Annotated in this window: 13 protein-coding genes and 1 tRNA gene; 8 read left to right on the plus strand and 6 right to left on the minus strand. The window is 53.9% G+C overall.

Going from position 1 to position 15,806, the window contains the following annotated elements; all coding sequences use genetic code 11:
* The first annotated feature begins 451 nt into the window (after positions 1-451).
* Positions 452-2,074 (plus strand): Hint domain-containing protein, encoded by a 1,623-nt coding sequence (locus RC74_RS18370; RefSeq protein ID WP_052274936.1) that lies wholly within the window; start codon positions 452-454, stop codon positions 2,072-2,074.
* A 57-nt stretch (positions 2,075-2,131) separates the two neighbouring features.
* Here RC74_RS18370 and RC74_RS18375 read toward each other — a convergent pair whose 3' ends face one another.
* The gene (locus RC74_RS18375) at positions 2,132-3,460 is read right to left on the minus strand and encodes an ATP-binding protein (protein ID WP_039003178.1); all 1,329 of its coding nucleotides are present in this window, start codon (positions 3,458-3,460) and stop codon (positions 2,132-2,134) included.
* A 40-nt stretch (positions 3,461-3,500) separates the two neighbouring features.
* On the opposite strand from RC74_RS18375, the gene RC74_RS18380 reads away from it, so the two are divergent.
* From RC74_RS18380 to RC74_RS18390, 3 genes are all read left to right on the plus strand, one after another.
* On the plus strand, positions 3,501-4,406 hold the full coding sequence (locus RC74_RS18380) for an MBL fold metallo-hydrolase (RefSeq protein WP_039003177.1): 906 nt from the start codon (positions 3,501-3,503) through the stop codon (positions 4,404-4,406).
* 79 nt (positions 4,407-4,485) lie between these two features.
* Positions 4,486-4,560: transfer RNA gene (locus tag RC74_RS18385), tRNA-Asn, on the plus strand.
* Positions 4,561-4,693: 133 nt separating this feature from the next.
* Positions 4,694-6,454: a site-specific integrase gene (locus tag RC74_RS18390; protein WP_082802441.1), complete on the plus strand. Its 1,761-nt coding sequence runs from the start codon at positions 4,694-4,696 to the stop codon at positions 6,452-6,454.
* On the opposite strand, the gene RC74_RS18395 is transcribed toward RC74_RS18390, so the two are convergent.
* Positions 6,455-8,287, minus strand: coding sequence for a plasmid recombination protein (locus RC74_RS18395; RefSeq protein WP_039001585.1), 1,833 nt, complete (start codon positions 8,285-8,287; stop codon positions 6,455-6,457).
* A 506-nt stretch (positions 8,288-8,793) separates the two neighbouring features.
* Here RC74_RS18395 and RC74_RS18400 point away from each other — a divergent pair.
* On the plus strand, positions 8,794-9,939 hold the full coding sequence (locus RC74_RS18400) for an AAA family ATPase (protein WP_052274756.1): 1,146 nt from the start codon (positions 8,794-8,796) through the stop codon (positions 9,937-9,939).
* Between the two features lie 236 nt (positions 9,940-10,175).
* Here RC74_RS18400 and RC74_RS23205 read toward each other — a convergent pair whose 3' ends face one another.
* The 4 genes from RC74_RS23205 to RC74_RS18410 all read right to left on the minus strand — a co-directional run bounded on the left by RC74_RS23205 (position 10,176) and on the right by RC74_RS18410 (position 11,882).
* A complete protein-coding gene (locus tag RC74_RS23205) occupies positions 10,176-10,766 on the minus strand; it encodes a hypothetical protein (protein WP_236939976.1) in 591 nt (196 codons plus the stop codon).
* Positions 10,763-11,200, minus strand: a complete 438-nt coding sequence (locus RC74_RS23210; protein WP_236939977.1) for a PDDEXK family nuclease — start codon at positions 11,198-11,200, stop codon at positions 10,763-10,765. Before RC74_RS23210 ends, RC74_RS23205 begins: the two co-directional genes overlap by 4 nt.
* 13 nt (positions 11,201-11,213) lie before the next feature.
* Positions 11,214-11,366, minus strand: a complete 153-nt coding sequence (locus RC74_RS22590) for a hypothetical protein (protein WP_169798754.1) — start codon at positions 11,364-11,366, stop codon at positions 11,214-11,216.
* A gap of 129 nt (positions 11,367-11,495) precedes the next feature.
* Positions 11,496-11,882 carry an ankyrin repeat domain-containing protein gene (locus RC74_RS18410; protein WP_039001586.1) on the minus strand — a complete coding sequence of 129 codons (387 nt, stop codon included), beginning with the start codon at positions 11,880-11,882 and terminating at the stop codon, positions 11,496-11,498.
* 705 nt (positions 11,883-12,587) lie between these two features.
* Here RC74_RS18410 and RC74_RS18415 point away from each other — a divergent pair.
* From RC74_RS18415 to RC74_RS18425, 3 genes are read left to right on the plus strand one after another with little or no spacing between them, the layout of a single operon-like run.
* Positions 12,588-13,376, plus strand: coding sequence for a transglutaminase-like domain-containing protein (locus tag RC74_RS18415; RefSeq protein WP_039001587.1), 789 nt, complete (start codon positions 12,588-12,590; stop codon positions 13,374-13,376).
* 48 nt (positions 13,377-13,424) lie between these two features.
* The gene (locus tag RC74_RS18420) at positions 13,425-14,852 is read left to right on the plus strand and encodes a circularly permuted type 2 ATP-grasp protein (protein ID WP_039001588.1); all 1,428 of its coding nucleotides are present in this window, start codon (positions 13,425-13,427) and stop codon (positions 14,850-14,852) included.
* Positions 14,853-14,856: 4 nt separating this feature from the next.
* Entirely contained in the window at positions 14,857-15,798 is a 942-nt protein-coding gene (locus RC74_RS18425) for an alpha-E domain-containing protein (RefSeq protein ID WP_039001589.1), read from the plus strand.
* Positions 15,799-15,806: the final 8 nt, after the last annotated feature.

Here is a 15,806-nt window from a genome sequence, read left to right on the forward strand (position 1 = left end):
TGGACCGCCCTATTTACGCCAAAAAACCGCAAGACAGAGGTTCCTTCCGAGCTAACGTTCTAAAGCTCCGCAAAGCACTTGTGGGGGCGCATCCCCCTTTCAGGAGACAGATCATGCTCTTGATTGATTCTTCCCGTCTAAGATTTTTCTGCATCAAAGGCGCCTCCTAGTTCTTTGGCTAGGCCGCGAATACTGCGCCATTGTGTCGCCCAAAGGGACAATCGCCACAATCACCAAAGATTAACGCCCGTAAATCGGAGATACCTTGGTTAACGCCCTAGTTTTGTCTTCCAAAACGCTTGCTTGTTGGAAGGCAAGCTTGCTAGAAATGCCAAAGCCGCCTGATCTTTAGGGGGCTGTGTATTTATGAAGACTTATGCAGCGCTCAACCGATTATACCTTTGAGCACGGTGGGCATTCATTCAGTGTATTTTAAAATTGGAGAGTACCGATGGTTGATACCTCGCTGCCATACGACGAGCAAACTTCGTCGGACACCGTCATCAACCCGGACAGCAACAACCCAATCACGGTCGTGCAAACATCCCAACTTCAAACAACAGATAATGGCGATGTAGGCCAAGACGGGTTTGATCTGTCCGTCAATCTGACGGGAGCAAATGTTACTGAACAAGTTAATATTGCGATTGCGATTGACACATCTGGTTCAACTTCTGGAAGCTCAGGCTCGGATTTCAATGGCGACGGCGTTAATGAAACCATCCTTCAGGCTGAACTTTACGCGGCTCAAAAACTTTTCAACGCTTATGTTGATGCGGGCTATGATCCGGCCGAAATTTCTATCACGCTTGTTACCTATGCCTCCGGCGCGCAGACCGTTGGCACATATACTTTAAACGACTCGACGGCCTTCACCAATGCGCTTACCAGTATTGGGTCCGCAGGCTCGAACGGCCAGACAAATTATGTCGCTGGCCTCAACGCCGTTGGCAATGCATGGACCGCGGCAGGTGTCGATCCCGCTGACACCAACGTTCTTGTCTTTCTATCCGACGGTGCAGCCTTTCCCGGCGGGCAAAACATTTCTGGTGCTGCCGACAATCTCGAAAACAACTTTAATACTCAAATTAGTGGTATCGGGCTTGGCGCCAATTCCAGCCTCAACGATCTTAATAAACTCGACAATACTAATGGAGCCACTAAAGTCCTCTCTGGCGAGCAGCTCCTAGCGACAATTGTAGAGCCTCTTACGGACGCAGATTTCTTGCGATTTGAAATTACTGTCGAAGGCCTTGACGCAAACGGTGATCCGTTTACACAAGTTCTCATATTCAATGAGGGCGACCCAGAAGTGACTTCGACTCAATTAGGTTGGTCCATCGGAAATTACACCCTTGATCCGACATTCCAATCCCCGCAAGACATCACAGTCACGGTGGAAGCCTACTTCGCAGAGGACCCGAGTAATCCTGGAAGCGGCGAGCAAGTTGTGACCACGGTCCACGAAATCGCCTTGGTGATTTGTTTCACTCCAGGCACGATGATTTTGACCCCGACGGGCGAAGTTGCCATCGAAACCTTGGTTGCAGGTAATCGTGTTGTGACGCGCGACCATGGCGTGCAAGAGGTGCGCTGGGTTGGGGCAACAGAATTGCCGCCCGTTCACATGGATCTCAATAAAAACCTGCGTCCCGTGTTGATCAAACAGGGCGCGTTGGGCAAAGACCTGCCTTCCCAAGATCTGCGCGTTTCGCGCCAGCACCGTATTCTTGTCCGCGATTGGCGGGCGGAAATGATGTTTGGCTCCGAGGAAGGCGTTCTGGTTCCGGCCTTCACGCTTTGCAACGACTCAACCATCGTCCAAGAGCGGCCAACGGCCCCCGTCACCTATATTCACATGGCGTTTGACAACCACGAGATCGTTTATGCGGACGGCATCGAAGCCGAAAGCTTCCACCCCTCCGAACGTATGGTGTCTGGTATGGCGGATGACGAGGCGCGCAAGGAGCTTTACACCCTCTTTCCCCACCTCGAAAACAGCCAAGATCACGCTTACGATTCCGCGCGCAATCAAGTTAGAGCACGTGAAGCCGCGGTGGTCCGCCAAGCGTAACGCTTTGAATACGGTTACAAAATTAAATGCTGCTCCCCCTGAGGGTGCAGCATTTTTCTATCGTGGAATCACAAGGTCGGCTTGAAGCCCGCCTAAACGTTCGCTCTCTCCCAGACGCAGATTTCCGCCATGCGCACGCGCGATATCAAACGCAATGGACAGACCTAAACCAACACCGCTGCCCTTATTTTGGTTGCGTGCGGGATCTAGCCGCGCAAAGGGTTTTAGTGCCTCTTCCCGATGCACGGGCGGAATCCCCGGCCCCGGATCTTCAACGCAAAACTGGAACGCCCGCTCCGTCGCGACCACACGAATTTCCGCGCGCCCGCCATAGCGCACCGCATTTCGGACCAGATTTTCAATCGCCCGCCGCACGGCAACGGGTCTTAGGCGTACCGTCAAGCCACTGCTGACACCTTCAACTTTGAACAGCTTGACGTCCATGCCCGCCCGACGAGCATCAGTTACAATATCGTTAATGAGCGCCAGCGGATCGGTATCACAGGCCTCTTCCCCCGCATCGGCCCGCACGAAATCAAGAAACGCATCCAGCAAGCTCTCCATCTCGTCGACATCGTGCTCAAGGGCCTTCACATCCTCATTCGGGTCCAACATCGACAACCCGAGCTTAAACCGCGTAAGGGGGCTGCGCAGATCATGTGACACGCCAGAAAGCATCAACGTGCGCTGCTCAAGGTGGCGTTCAATCCGAGCGCGCATGTTCAAAAACGCCGTCCCCGCCGCGCGAACTTCTAAGGCCCCTGAAGGATGATATTTGATCGACTGCCCCTTACCAAACGCCGTCGACGCCCTTGCCAACCGCCGAATTGGACGCAATTGATTGCGCAAAAACAGATACGCAATAATCGACAAAACAATCGACGCCGAGAGGGTCAAAACGATCAATTGATGCGGATTGCGCGCCGACACGCGGTTGCGGTGAAAAATAACCTTCGCTGGCCCATAATCAGTGTCCAGCCAGACATGTACGCGGCGCGGATCTTCCTGCAGATCAACATGGATCAAACCCGGAAAGTTGTTCTCAAGCGTAGAAATTATCAGCCGCCCCGACAGATCCACATACCCCCGTCGAGTGATCGGCTCTGAAGCCGCGGGCAGCAGGACCGCGAAATCAAGCGCGCGCGACAATTCTGCAACCACACTCTCCGCCCCCTCTAAATCGGGCGCCGCGTTGATATCGGTCAGCAAGAAACGCAACTCGATCGAAATGTTTCCCGTCATTTGCCGCGTGACGTCTTCATAAAGGCGTTGCACAAAGACAATCGACACGACAATTTGCACCACGACAACAGGGAGCAACAGGATCAGTGTCGCCCGCCCGTTCAAACTACGGGGCAGATATCGTTTAAGCCAAGTAAATTTCATGCCAAACTCTACCCCTGCCCTTTCAGAGAAGAAAGCCCCAATGCCCAGCCTTCCTATGAAGCCCTCAATCGGCACCCCAGACGCCCTCGCCGCTGATGTAACCCGCGTCCTCGCACCCAATCCCTCGGCAATGACCTATTGGGGCACGAACACTTATCTGGTGGGGCAAAATAGCCTTGTTGTGATCGACCCGGGTCCCAACAATGCAGCGCACCTCAAGGCGCTTCTGGCCGCAATTGACGGGCGGCAGGTCGCCGCCATTGCCGTCACTCACAGCCACCTCGATCACAGCCCCCTTGCGCCGATCCTTGCCGACGAAGTCGGTACCAAAGTTTGGGGATATGGCACCAGTTCCGCCGGTAGGTCCGCCCGCATGGCGACCCTCGCAGCCACATCCAACGTGGCCGGAGGCGAAGGCGTCGACCTCGATTTCACCCCCGACATGTATCTGGCGGACAACGCCGACATCACGTGGCCTGACGGCACCCTCACCGCCCTGCACACGCCCGGCCATTTCTGTAATCACCTCTCCTTTCGTTTCGGAGACACGCTGTTTTCCGGCGATCACGTCATGGGATGGGCCAGCACGCTTATCTCGCCGCCCGACGGCGACCTAACCCAATACCGTGCCTCGCTTCGCCGTCTCCAAAACATTGGCCTCTCGCGGTTTTACCCCGGCCACGGCGCGCCAATCGACTCGCCAGAAACCACACTCACCGCCCTCCTCGCCCATAGAAAACACCGCGAGGCCCAGATTTTCGCGGCACTCACCGCCACACCACAGAGCGTGACTGAAATAACCGCAAAAGCCTATCACGACACCCCGCCCACACTCCTTTTCGCAGCCGCCCGCAACGCCTTCGCCCATCTCATTGATTTATATGACAACAACGAAATTTTCTGCGAAAACCCGCTCGATATCTCCAGTCGTTTTTCTAGAAAATGAAGCCAGAATGATTTTTTTCCAACTTTAAGTGAAATCCCTCTGGACGCCGCAAAACCCAGTTGCTATATCGCCCCCATGTTCCGACGTAGCTCAGTGGTAGAGCAGTTGACTGTTAATCAATTGGTCGTAGGTTCGACCCCTACCGTCGGAGCCACTTACAACGTAAGTTGTTGAAATACCTAACGAAGTCACAGCGTGACTTCGTGGGTGTGGCATCAGAGTGTTACATCACTCTTCAGCCATATGGCATGATCATTTCGTATCCGTCCGAATCGGATCTGAAACGAATGTTAAACCAACCTCATCTTTCTAAACGCGGAAATGTTTATCAATGGCGGCGTCGTTTGCGTCGGTTTTCCACAGGAATCGTCGATATCAAGCTCTCGTTAGGGACGACAGACCTGCGCTGCGCACATATATTGTCACGCAGGATCAGTGCGGAAAGCGATATCATCATGGAACAAATCACCCACCAACAGATCACGCCCGATATGGCGCGGCGCTGGCTTGCCGACATCATCACCAAAGAGCGGGCAAAGATCGAGAAACTGAAATTCCTGCACCGCTTTGATTCTCTCGATCCCGCCGACGATCTTCGCCACGATCAAGCGACGGCTGATGCTTGGGCACAGGTCAACGTGGACGGATTGCACGGTGCAACGTCTGAACACCCCTTAGTTTCATTAAATTTGGACATAATCCGCGATGACCTGACCAGCGAAGCCCGTCAGAACATCGTCCAGCGTGATTTCAAAGCATTAACGGGCCACCCGCGGCTTTCGGCGATTGATCGCATAAAGTTAATGTCGCTGTTGATCGCTGGGAAAGCCGCCGCATGGAATCGGCACGGCGATGCCTTGGCAGACATCGACGGGGCCGCAAATGAACTTTGGGACAGCGCCTCAGGTGTGCTGGGTCCGGAATCACAGGCGAAGGCCCCTGATCCAGTGCCGCAGCTTGCTCCGGAAGCAGAAACCGACTATCTCGCCCCCTCTATGCTGGCCGTCGTATCGCGGATGAATGACATGAAACGCAGTGAGGGAACCGAAGAAAAGACCCTGCGCCAATATGAAAGTTTTGTAGGTCTCTTCACAACGCTGACGGGCATCAGCGACGTGCGCCTGATCCGGCAAGCGGATGCCACCGCCTTTCGCGCAGCCCTCCATAAACTGCCGAAAAGCTGGGGCAAAAGCCCCGCTGACCGCAATGCCACCCGTGAAAATATCATGGCCCGCGCAGCCACGCTGCCTCCGGAAAAGGTTGGGTTATCGGTCGGCACAATTAATCGGCACCTTGAACATCTGGGCCAGATCGTCGAATGGGCGTCTGATGAAGGTATTTTGGTCAACACCAAACTGAAGCCCGGAAAATTGCGGCGCAAAGACACCGTTCGTGACTGCGACAAAAAGCAGACTTTTAGCGAGTCTGAGCTACAGCGCCTATTCAAAACGCCAGTTTGGATCGGGTCGAAGTCTGAATATCATCAAACCGACCCCGGTCCCAACATCTACCGCAACGGCACCTATTGGACGCCTTTGCTTGGCGCTTTCACGGGCGCGCGCCGTGAAGAGATCGCAGGTCTGGCACCCGCCGATATTGTCGATATCGATGGCATCCCCTGCCTGAACATCGAGGATTCCGAACTACGGCGGATTAAGAATATTTCGTCGAAACGGATCGTGCCGATCCACAGTCGTTTGATCGAGTTGGGTTTTCTGGATTTTGTGGCTAAAGCCCGCGCCGAGGATCGCATCGACCTATTTCCCGACCTGCGAGAGCCAGCAACTGGCAAGCATGGCCGCAAACTTGGCCGCCGGATGCGCCAGATCATCGACAAAACCTATGGCCCTGAGGGAGCGGGTCTATCCTTCCACAGTCTGCGTCATTACGTCCAAAGCGCACTGGAGCATGTGCCCGAGGTCACCGACAAGGTGCTGCGCGATATAGTGGGCCATGAGGGAAAGGATATCCATGATCGAACTTATAGCAAGCCGACGCCACCCGCCGTGCTGCAGACGGCTATTGAGAGACTGCCGCTGGTGATATGATCATGTCCCCGGCCCGTCAGACATCGGGTCGGTTTGCGCATGTGCATTCAGAATGCGGGTCAATTCGGCCCGCTGCTCCGCCTCCATATTCTCGCGCTGTTCGAGAACATAGGCCGCATCTGCGGCAATCTCTGCGCGCTCGCGGCTCAGGGTTTCTTCAATCGTGCGGCGGATGGATTGCGCGAGGGGCATCAGTTTCGGCATCACAGGTTTAATACGTGTCGCAATCCGTCTGCGGTCCTCTTTGGTTTTTGGCGCATCCGGTCCCCAGACCAGCTTTTTCTCACTCGGTTTTGGCCCGGGCATCCAGCGCAAGACAGCACCGCCAAGCATATCAATGCCTTCCGCCAGCGTTTTCATCAAAGACAGCGCCTTTGAAAGCTTCGCCTCAGCGGTCACAACCTTTGCTTCAACATCCACCAACTCTGCTTCTACCGCCGCCCGCTTCTTTTTCTCCTTGTTCAAAGCCTCGGCTTCGGCCTGCCTTGCCGATTTCAGGGACTGAACCTTCTCTTCAGCCTGGAGTAAGTCCTCTCTTTCCTTCTTCGCCGCCGACCGAAGGCGATCAAGCTTGTGGCCCTGCTCCGCCACCTCATCTCTAACCTGATCCCGTTCCAATGCAGCTCCTTCAACCTTTACCAATACATCAGCCAGCCCCGCCTTGGCCTGTTCTGTTTCCGCCCTTGCCCCCTGCAATTTCCCGACCTCTACACTCAACGCCGTCTTAACCTGCTGAAGTTCCCCCGCCGCCACCTGCGCCGTCTGAGCAATATTTGCTGACTTTTCTGCGATGATGCCGAGTGTAGCTTCGGCATCGCCCCTCTCTTTGCGGGCGCTTTCCGCTGCCCGCTCCTCTTCTTTGCGGCGGCGCTCCGCCGCCGCCACCTCGCGCGTCGCGGCCTCTTTCCTGCGACGCGCCTCCTTTACCGCGCGTTTACGCGATTTCCGGATCGTGGCCTTGCCGACGGTCCGTCCATCTTCGATCATCTCTTTGGATTTGCTCTGTGCCACCTCCAAAATCTCGCTGGATTTCTCATAGCCCGTTGCCCGCTGATCGGCCCGCCATTCCGAAGGCGGGATATGGCGGCGCTTTTTCGGAACGTTTTCGCCAGCCTCCTTCGCAACCCGCCGGGCCTCGGCCCGCCGCTCTCCTCGGGCAATGCCAAGGGCCGTAAAAGCCTCTCCAGCCAGATCCTGCGCATGCTCGTAATTCTTCAACAGCGAGTTCAATGAGGCCTGCAACAGCATCTGCCGCCCGCGATTTGCGGTGACTTTCTCTGTCCAGACCACCGCAACAAAATGGATATGAAAGGCCTCTTCGTCATGATGCGCATTGGCATAGCGCAACTGCCCTTCCGGAAAATGCTTGAGTAGAAATTCCATTGCGGTTTGCTTGAACGCGGCAACCTTCGCCGTATCCCATTCGGCTTGCCCCGTCCCGCCAAACCATTCCTTATTCACCGTAAGGATACCCTCTCGCAACGGACCGCCGACACACCGCCGCCATGGATCGCTTTCCCCTTCCGCGATGAGAGCTTCACGTTCAGCTTTACGGCCCCTCTTGCGCAATGCTTCCATCCGTTCCCGAAAATTGTTGCGCCTGGCTGCAGCGACTTCTGCCTTGATCGTTTCCTGCCATTTGGGTTCGCAATGCAGGACCTCATTCAGCTCTGATGCATCCAGATCAACATGAGAGAGATCGCCGCCATTGCGATGATCATGCATATCAAAGCGGCCCAGGTTATCCGGATGCAGCCCTTGGAACCGCAAAACAATCGGCGGCTTTGGAGAGTTGACGGATTGGGGATTGTCAAACTTGGGATGAACGGACATGGTGAACCTCGGGTTATCTGCTTTCCCCAAGAATACTCGATAGCCCTGAAAATCCCGGCACAGGTTGCAGAGGTTTTCTTTCACCTTCCCATCACAAACCCGTCAGAACTGCCGCTGCGCTACTCACTAGTCATGTTGCAGTCCGGGCAAGCCCTCCCCACAACATGACGTTCGCTCAGGGGATACCCCCAAGACCCCTTCTCGTCAGATCCGTCCGGGCCAAGCCCTTCCTGATCTTCCTGCGACCAGCAGCCTGCTGGACCCGTGGCGTTATGCGAAACTTTTTTCTTACAACGCGTTGAGGGCGGCTTTGAATGTCACAACATCAAACAAATATTTCCCGCTTGCATCTATCGCCGTCGGCCCTCTATGCTTATCGGCATGATCAAACACCTTTCCATTCGAATTAGTCGCATAGGCGCATAAGACCCTTTTCTGGGTCCATGACGCCTGCTGTTCTCTAATCGAATGCTGCCCCTTGCGGGGCGAATGAAAGGCCCTCCCCCATGACCACCTCTACCGTTCCCGCCCGTTTCGTCGGGTTTGATCTGCCCACATCGCCAGAGGATTCCGTCGAGAAAGTCCGTGATCGTCTGATGCGCAGCCAGCAAGCCCGCGCGGCGCGGCGGACCACTGCGCCCGCGATCACAACAACGCCGAATTGTCTGGACGATCTTCTCGATGATCTGCTCGATACATCGCCAAGCGATACGCCTTCCGTCGGGACATCCAACCGGGCGATCACATGGAGCCGCCGTTACATGCGCCGTCGCACGGCGAACCTTGAGCGATTGAACCATCTCAAACCCGACGACCGCGCTTCGCTACTTGCAGCCGCCTGCGGTGCGCGTGCCGTTGGCGTGGTTGACCGTGACCAGATGGAAGAGCTGATCGCAGAGTTGCACGCGATCTATCCATGGCTGGCTCCGGCCTCAACGGCAGTCATGAAGCATATGCGGCTGCGCACCCTCGCCGGCCCCGCGCCTTTGCATACGCCGCCGCAGATCCTCCTTGGTCCGCCCGGTATCGCGAAATCAAGCTGGGCACGCGATCTGTCTCGGGTGTTCAACGTGCCATCGGTTGATATCGACGTGGGCGCAAGCAATGGCGCGACCTTTTCGGTGTCAGGCGTTGAGCGCGGTTGGGGCTCCGCCACGCCCGGTCGTGTGGTGCAGACCATGCTGCGCGAGCGTCTGGCGAACCCATTGGTGATCTTGGATGAAATCGACAAAATCCCGGAACGGGTGACGACCAACGGTGGTGGCAAACTACCGGGCGCATTTGAAGTGCTCAAAAGCATGATCGAGCCGACCACGGCCCGCGCATGGACCTGCCCGTTCTACCAACTCCCTTTCGACCTGACACAGGTGAGCTGGATCATGACAACCAATTCGATCGACCGGATGCCCACCGCATTTCTAGATCGCTGCAAGGTCATCCGTCTGGAATCTCCGAGCTTCGATCATCTGGCTGCCGCTGGAAATCAGCTGCTGCGCAACCGACTACCCGACCATCTACACGATCTCGGCGGCGGGCTGCTGAACGACGGACTGCGCTGGCTTGAGAAAAAGCAGGCCCGCGTATCACTGCGGCACGTCGAGCGGATGGTTGAAACAGTGGTCGAAGGGCTGAGCAGTCCCATGCTGATGTAACAGGGACACAGCAGTGGCGTTTCCATTCAAAATGCTAACGCCTGATGAAATATAAGTATTTGGGACCGTTCTACGAGAACGGCCCTAAGTAGACGTTGGCCTGATTGCCTTTCGCCGCAGTGCAGCTTCCGCATTGCGGACATTGGCAATTGCAAAAGGTAGCTCCAGTCTGCCTTTTGCAGTCATGAGGGCCTTGATGGAACGGTATGTCTGGAAGATTTATACGTTTAGAGCAGCTATTCGGACGGGGTGAATTCTATTTCCATGTTTGGGAAAGCCTCATGCAACTCTACCATGGCAAGTTTCCAGTTAGCTCCCCCCCACTGGTTCGAAAAAACATATGTCCGTCCTTCAAAGTGTAGCAAATCGTCATCATCACTGAAAAAGCGTTTAGGGTCAAAGTTGAACCCTTTCTTTGCTCGAGCTTCTTTTGCTAGACGGTGGAAGTTCTCTGCATTCACTTCGCCATCAATCGAAATGAGGACGCGATTGCGTCGCGGGCCGCAGTGTTTAGCGATATTTGGGGGGGCGATGCCTTGCTCTACGAGATAGCGAAACGTCTGATATATGGCCTGTCGCTTAGGTAGTCCCATTAACTTCTGCCCGCCAAGGGTGATATCGTAGCTAGTCCGGTCTCGGGTATCCGTTCGCGCCGCTCGTTCTTTGCGCTTCTTTTCAGCAACCCGAACTTGGTAATCTGCGACCTCTGGGAGAGGGATGATCTGCTGGATATCCACAAAAACGCGGCCATTTTGATTGTAAGGCTGTAGTCGCACACAGCGGATGTCGATGCCGCTCTCGTTGAGCCAGATAACCGATGTCGTCAATTCGCGAGCGAACTCGGCTGAAGCCAGAACGATCCGACATCTTGCGCGAACGCATCCTCATCGGGCTCGTCCCAACTTAAGAAGTCGAGCAGCTCAGTCCTAGCATCGGTTTCGATTTGTCCTATATTTTCAAGATACCGTTCAAACGCATCGGTTGCCTGATCGAAGGTCATGGTCGAGACCATTGCAGCGTAGCGGATGGCCTGCAGGTCCATATGGCCGCCATCTTCTATTCGTTTGAGTTCAAACACAACAAGCTTTGCATCACGATCTATACCTAGGAGGTCGATGCGCCTGCGCGACTCGTCCCAGTCGCCGAACTCTTCTGCTATCACCATCGTATCAGGTGCGATAACTGATATGTTGGCCCTCAGAAGTCGCTGAATATCACGCCGTTCTTGCAACTGAACTTGGCTAAAAGTTGTTTTTGACAATGGATGAATTTCTTCACGGGAAAATTCGTAGATTGGCATCAGCAATTGTAATCCCTATGAAACTACCGCCATTCAATCGCAGTACTAACGGGCTGGCAAGTGCCATCTGCTCGCGTTCGTCTCCGCCCTGTGTCGACCAGTTGAGGCCACCGCCCAAACCGGCCATTGACCATGCCTTCCCGATGCTGCGCTGCGGCCCGTCGAAGCGGCCATTGGTGCATGGTGCAGCATCTTAGTAGGCTGAAACGTCGGTCAGAGGGACTTAGTTGCCATTCGCAATACTACGACGATAAAGTCACTGACTGCCAAAACAACGTTGCATCTCGCCACCCAGTTCGACGGCAATTTCTTTGGGTGACTTCCCAAACTCAGATTTAGCTGCCGGATTCGCACCAGATTTCAAGAGCGCTTCCACAACCTTAATGTTTCCTTGGCTTACGGCGACATGAAGTGGCGTTTCTGACATGTCTCCAACGGCGTTTAAGTCGGCACCTGCCTCGATAAGTAACAGTGCTCCATACGTATTTTTTCGCCAAAGCATTACATGCAATGGGGTATCACCATCACTGTCTCTGCTATCGATGCTAACGGGAGCTTCACCCATTTCGGCAGGAAACATGGTGTCGGAACATGAAGAAAGGAGTTGATCCAACGTCTCTCTGGATTTGAACTTTTTAGACATTTTTCTTCCCGCGAGAATCGTCTTCAGTGCTCCAATAATACATTAGAATTCCGCATTGCTAACGAGAAACATCAAATCAAAGTGGGCGTATTTTGTTGAAAAACTCCGATATCGGGCGTTCGGGTCAAATTTGACAGAATTGTATTCTGGTTCTCTCAAATTCTTCCAATATTTCTTGGCATATCCTCACCAACGAAGAACAGCTTTCTGATTTTTAAAAGTTTGCAGACGCAGCAAAGAGTTTTTCCACAGAATCGGCTCACTGCCGACTTTATCGGCTCACTGCCGACTTTCGCTGCGTTTGCACGCGAAATCAACGTAAAATCGAATAGCGAGCGGCGACTGTGCGGACAAAGCCGACCTTGGGTTTTGCACCTTTGCTTACGCAGCATTACTTTGCACTGTTGGCGAGTTTTACGATGTAACACAGCGCAAGCGCGGAAGCGTTAGATGGTATAAATATCGATATTGTTATTAGGGCTTGTGGAGAGACGAACAAGGTTTTCCGTCGTTAACTAACCGACAATTCAAGATCTCTATAAGCAGAAGATAGACAGCAAAGAATGGGGTGATGTGCGCTCGTTTTGCGGGCCCCATTGCATGGCGATCTCAAAGATAAAACGCCGAAACAAGGACTTTCGCCATCGACAAACGCGCATCCTGATGAAACACGGGACTGACTCAATCACATGAATAGGTGCAACCTTGGAACTGCTTGTCAAAGTCCACCTAGTTTACTCTGCGGATCAGCCAAGCGATATCTTGTTGCAGATTGAGGCGGCGCAAGGCAACGACCAAGTGCTGTTGGATGCTATGCTGGATTTTACTGAACCGACTGAAACTTTTGTCGTAGCTGGCGAGGAAAATATTGGCGTTCGACGTTGGTTGAAAGTCGACGGTCAGTTTGACTGCACGTATGTTGCGTCAGTTGACGTTGTTCGCGTCGATGACGATCTGGCAGACTGCGCCCAAGCCAAGCTGTCATCCCTTCCGAGCGACGTCACAAAATTCTTGATGCCGTCACGGTATTGCCACCCGGAAGATTTCTTTGCGTTTACCGCTGATCAGTTCGAGCACCTTAGCGGGGGCGCTGTCATCAAGGCGATGTCCAATTGGATCAACACCCATTTCAAGTACGACACCGACGTCAGCAACGCCGCAACGTCAGCCTCGCAAAGTTTCGAACTGCGTGCAGGCGTGTGTCGCGATTTTGCCCACGTCTTGATCGCAATGGCGCGCGCAGTTGGCATTCCGGCCCGCATTGTCAGCGCATATGCGCCCGACGTGTCGCCGCAGGACTTCCATGCCGTCACCGAGGTATATCTGGAGAACCGCTGGCAACTTATTGATTCGACGGGGATGGCGCGCGCATCTGAAATTGTGCGGATTGGCGTTGGTCGCGACGCGGCAGATGTGTCTTTTTTGACCTCATATGGTGCGTTGTCGCTGAAAAAACAGACCGTTGAGGTATCGCGCATCGTAAAGCCGTCCTAATCGAGAGCAAGCTATTGTAGATCGCGGCGTAACGTCTACCGTTTAAGGATGAATACAAAACGCCCACATTTCGATGAGATGCTATTAGATACCGATGGCAACCGTGCGCCGTACACAGAATATGCAAAATGGTTTGCGCAGCAGGATCCCGCCCGGCTGATTCAAAAATCCAAGGAGGCCGAGGCTTTCTTTCGTCGGACTGGTATCACGTTCAATGTTTACGGCGAGGACGAAGAGCAGGAACGCCTGATCCCGTTTGATTTAATTCCGCGTATCATCGCGAACCGCGAATGGACAAAGCTGTCCAAGGGCATTGAACAGCGTGTGCGGGCAATCAACGCATTCCTGCATGACATCTATCACCGACAAGAGATTTTGCGCGCTGGCATTGTGCCAGTGGAGCTCATCTCGCGCAACGAAGCATACCTGCCACAGATGATTGGCGTCACCCCACCGGGCGGCATTTATACGCATATTGTTGGCACTGATATTGTCCGCACAGGCGAAGACGACTTCTTTGTGTTGGAAGACAATGCGCGCACCCCGTCTGGCGTGTCTTACATGCTCGAAAATCGTGAAACGATGCTGCAAATGTTTCCAGAGCTGTTCAGCCAGATCAAAGTGCAGCCCGTCAGCAATTACCCAAAAAATCTGCGCCGATCCCTTGCCGCGTGCGCACCCGCCCATTGTGAGGGGAAGCCCACGGTCGCGATTTTAACGCCTGGCATCCACAATTCCGCGTATTTTGAACATTCGTTTCTGGCCGATCAGATGGGTGTCGAATTGGTTGAAGGACATGATTTACGTGTGGTCGACGGCCACATCGCAATGCGCACCACCGAAGGGTACCGCGTGATTGATGTGCTGTATCGTCGTGTCGATGATGACTATCTTGATCCGCTGAACTTCAATCCTGATTCCATGTTGGGTGTACCCGGCATCATGGACGTTTACCGAGCTGGAAATATTACGATCGCCAACGCGCCCGGAACCGGGATTTCGGACGACAAGGCAATTTATTCCTACATGCCTGAAATTATTGAATTCTATACGGGTGAAAAAGCGATCCTGAGAAACGTTGAGACATATCGATGCTCTGAAGCGGACACGCTGAAATATGTTTTGGAAAATCTGGCTGATCTGGTGGTCAAAGAGGTCCACGGCTCGGGTGGCTACGGGATGCTGGTTGGCCCTGCTGCGAACAAACAAGAACTGGCAGATTTTGCGAATAAGTTGCGGGCACGTCCAAGCAATTACATTGCTCAGCCGACGCTATCGTTGTCCACGGTGCCTATTTTCGTCGACAAGGGGCTCGCGCCGCGCCACGTTGATTTACGACCCTTTGCATTGATGTCTCCCAAGGACATCAACATCACTGCGGGTGGGTTGACCCGTGTCGCGCTGAAGGATGGGTCGCTGGTGGTGAATTCAAGCCAAGGCGGCGGCACCAAAGACACTTGGGTTTTGGAGGACTAGTCGAATGCTAGGAAAAACCGCAGGTGGGCTGTACTGGATGTTCCGACTTCTGGAACGCAGCGAAAACACCGCACGTCTCATTGAAGCCGGATTTCGCATTGCGTTGACCCGATCAACCGACCCAGCATCGGAGTGGAAATCGGTCCTGACCACAGCAGGTGTGCGCGCAGGCTATGACGCGAAATACGACAGCTACTCAGCTGCTTATGTCGTCGACTATTTGCTGCGCGACGCTGACAATCAATCCAGTGTGATGGCATGCATCGAAAATGCGCGCATGAACGCCCGCATGGTACGCACTGCCCTGACAACCGAAGTTTGGGAAGCCGTCAATGAAAGCTGGATGACGCTTTGCGAGGTGTTGAAAGAGCCGGTCAAAGACACTGAATTACCTGCAGTATTGGGTGAAATTCGTCGTCGTACGGCATTGGTTCGTGGTGTGATGCACGGGACAATGCTGCGCAACGACGTGTTTGATTTTACGCAAATCGGGATCGCGCTGGAGCGCGCTGATAACACCGCGCGGATCATTGATGTGAAATATTTCACGCTGCTCCCCACGGCGAGCTATGTCGGATCGACATTGGACAATGTGCAATGGGAAACCATTTTACGATCCGTCTCGGCCCACCGGTCTTTTCGGTGGCTACACACTGATGACATGTCACCAGATAAGATTGCCGAATTTCTGATCCTCGACAGTCGCTTTCCAAGATCCCTGTCGTTCTGCAGCCGTACCATAGAGCAAAGCATGGAATTCCTCGCCAAGGATTACGGCAAAACCCTGCCGTGCCATGGTCTGATCGAACAGCAACGCGACAAGATGCGAAACCATACCATTCAGACAATTTTTGAGGATGGCCTGCACACGTTCATCACTGAGTTCATCCATGACACGAAGGTCATTGGGCGCCAAATTGAACAAGATTACCGGTTTACTGGGTAGGATTAGTA

Source organism: Falsihalocynthiibacter arcticus (assembly GCF_000812665.2).
GTDB lineage: Bacteria > Pseudomonadota > Alphaproteobacteria > Rhodobacterales > Rhodobacteraceae > Falsihalocynthiibacter > Falsihalocynthiibacter arcticus.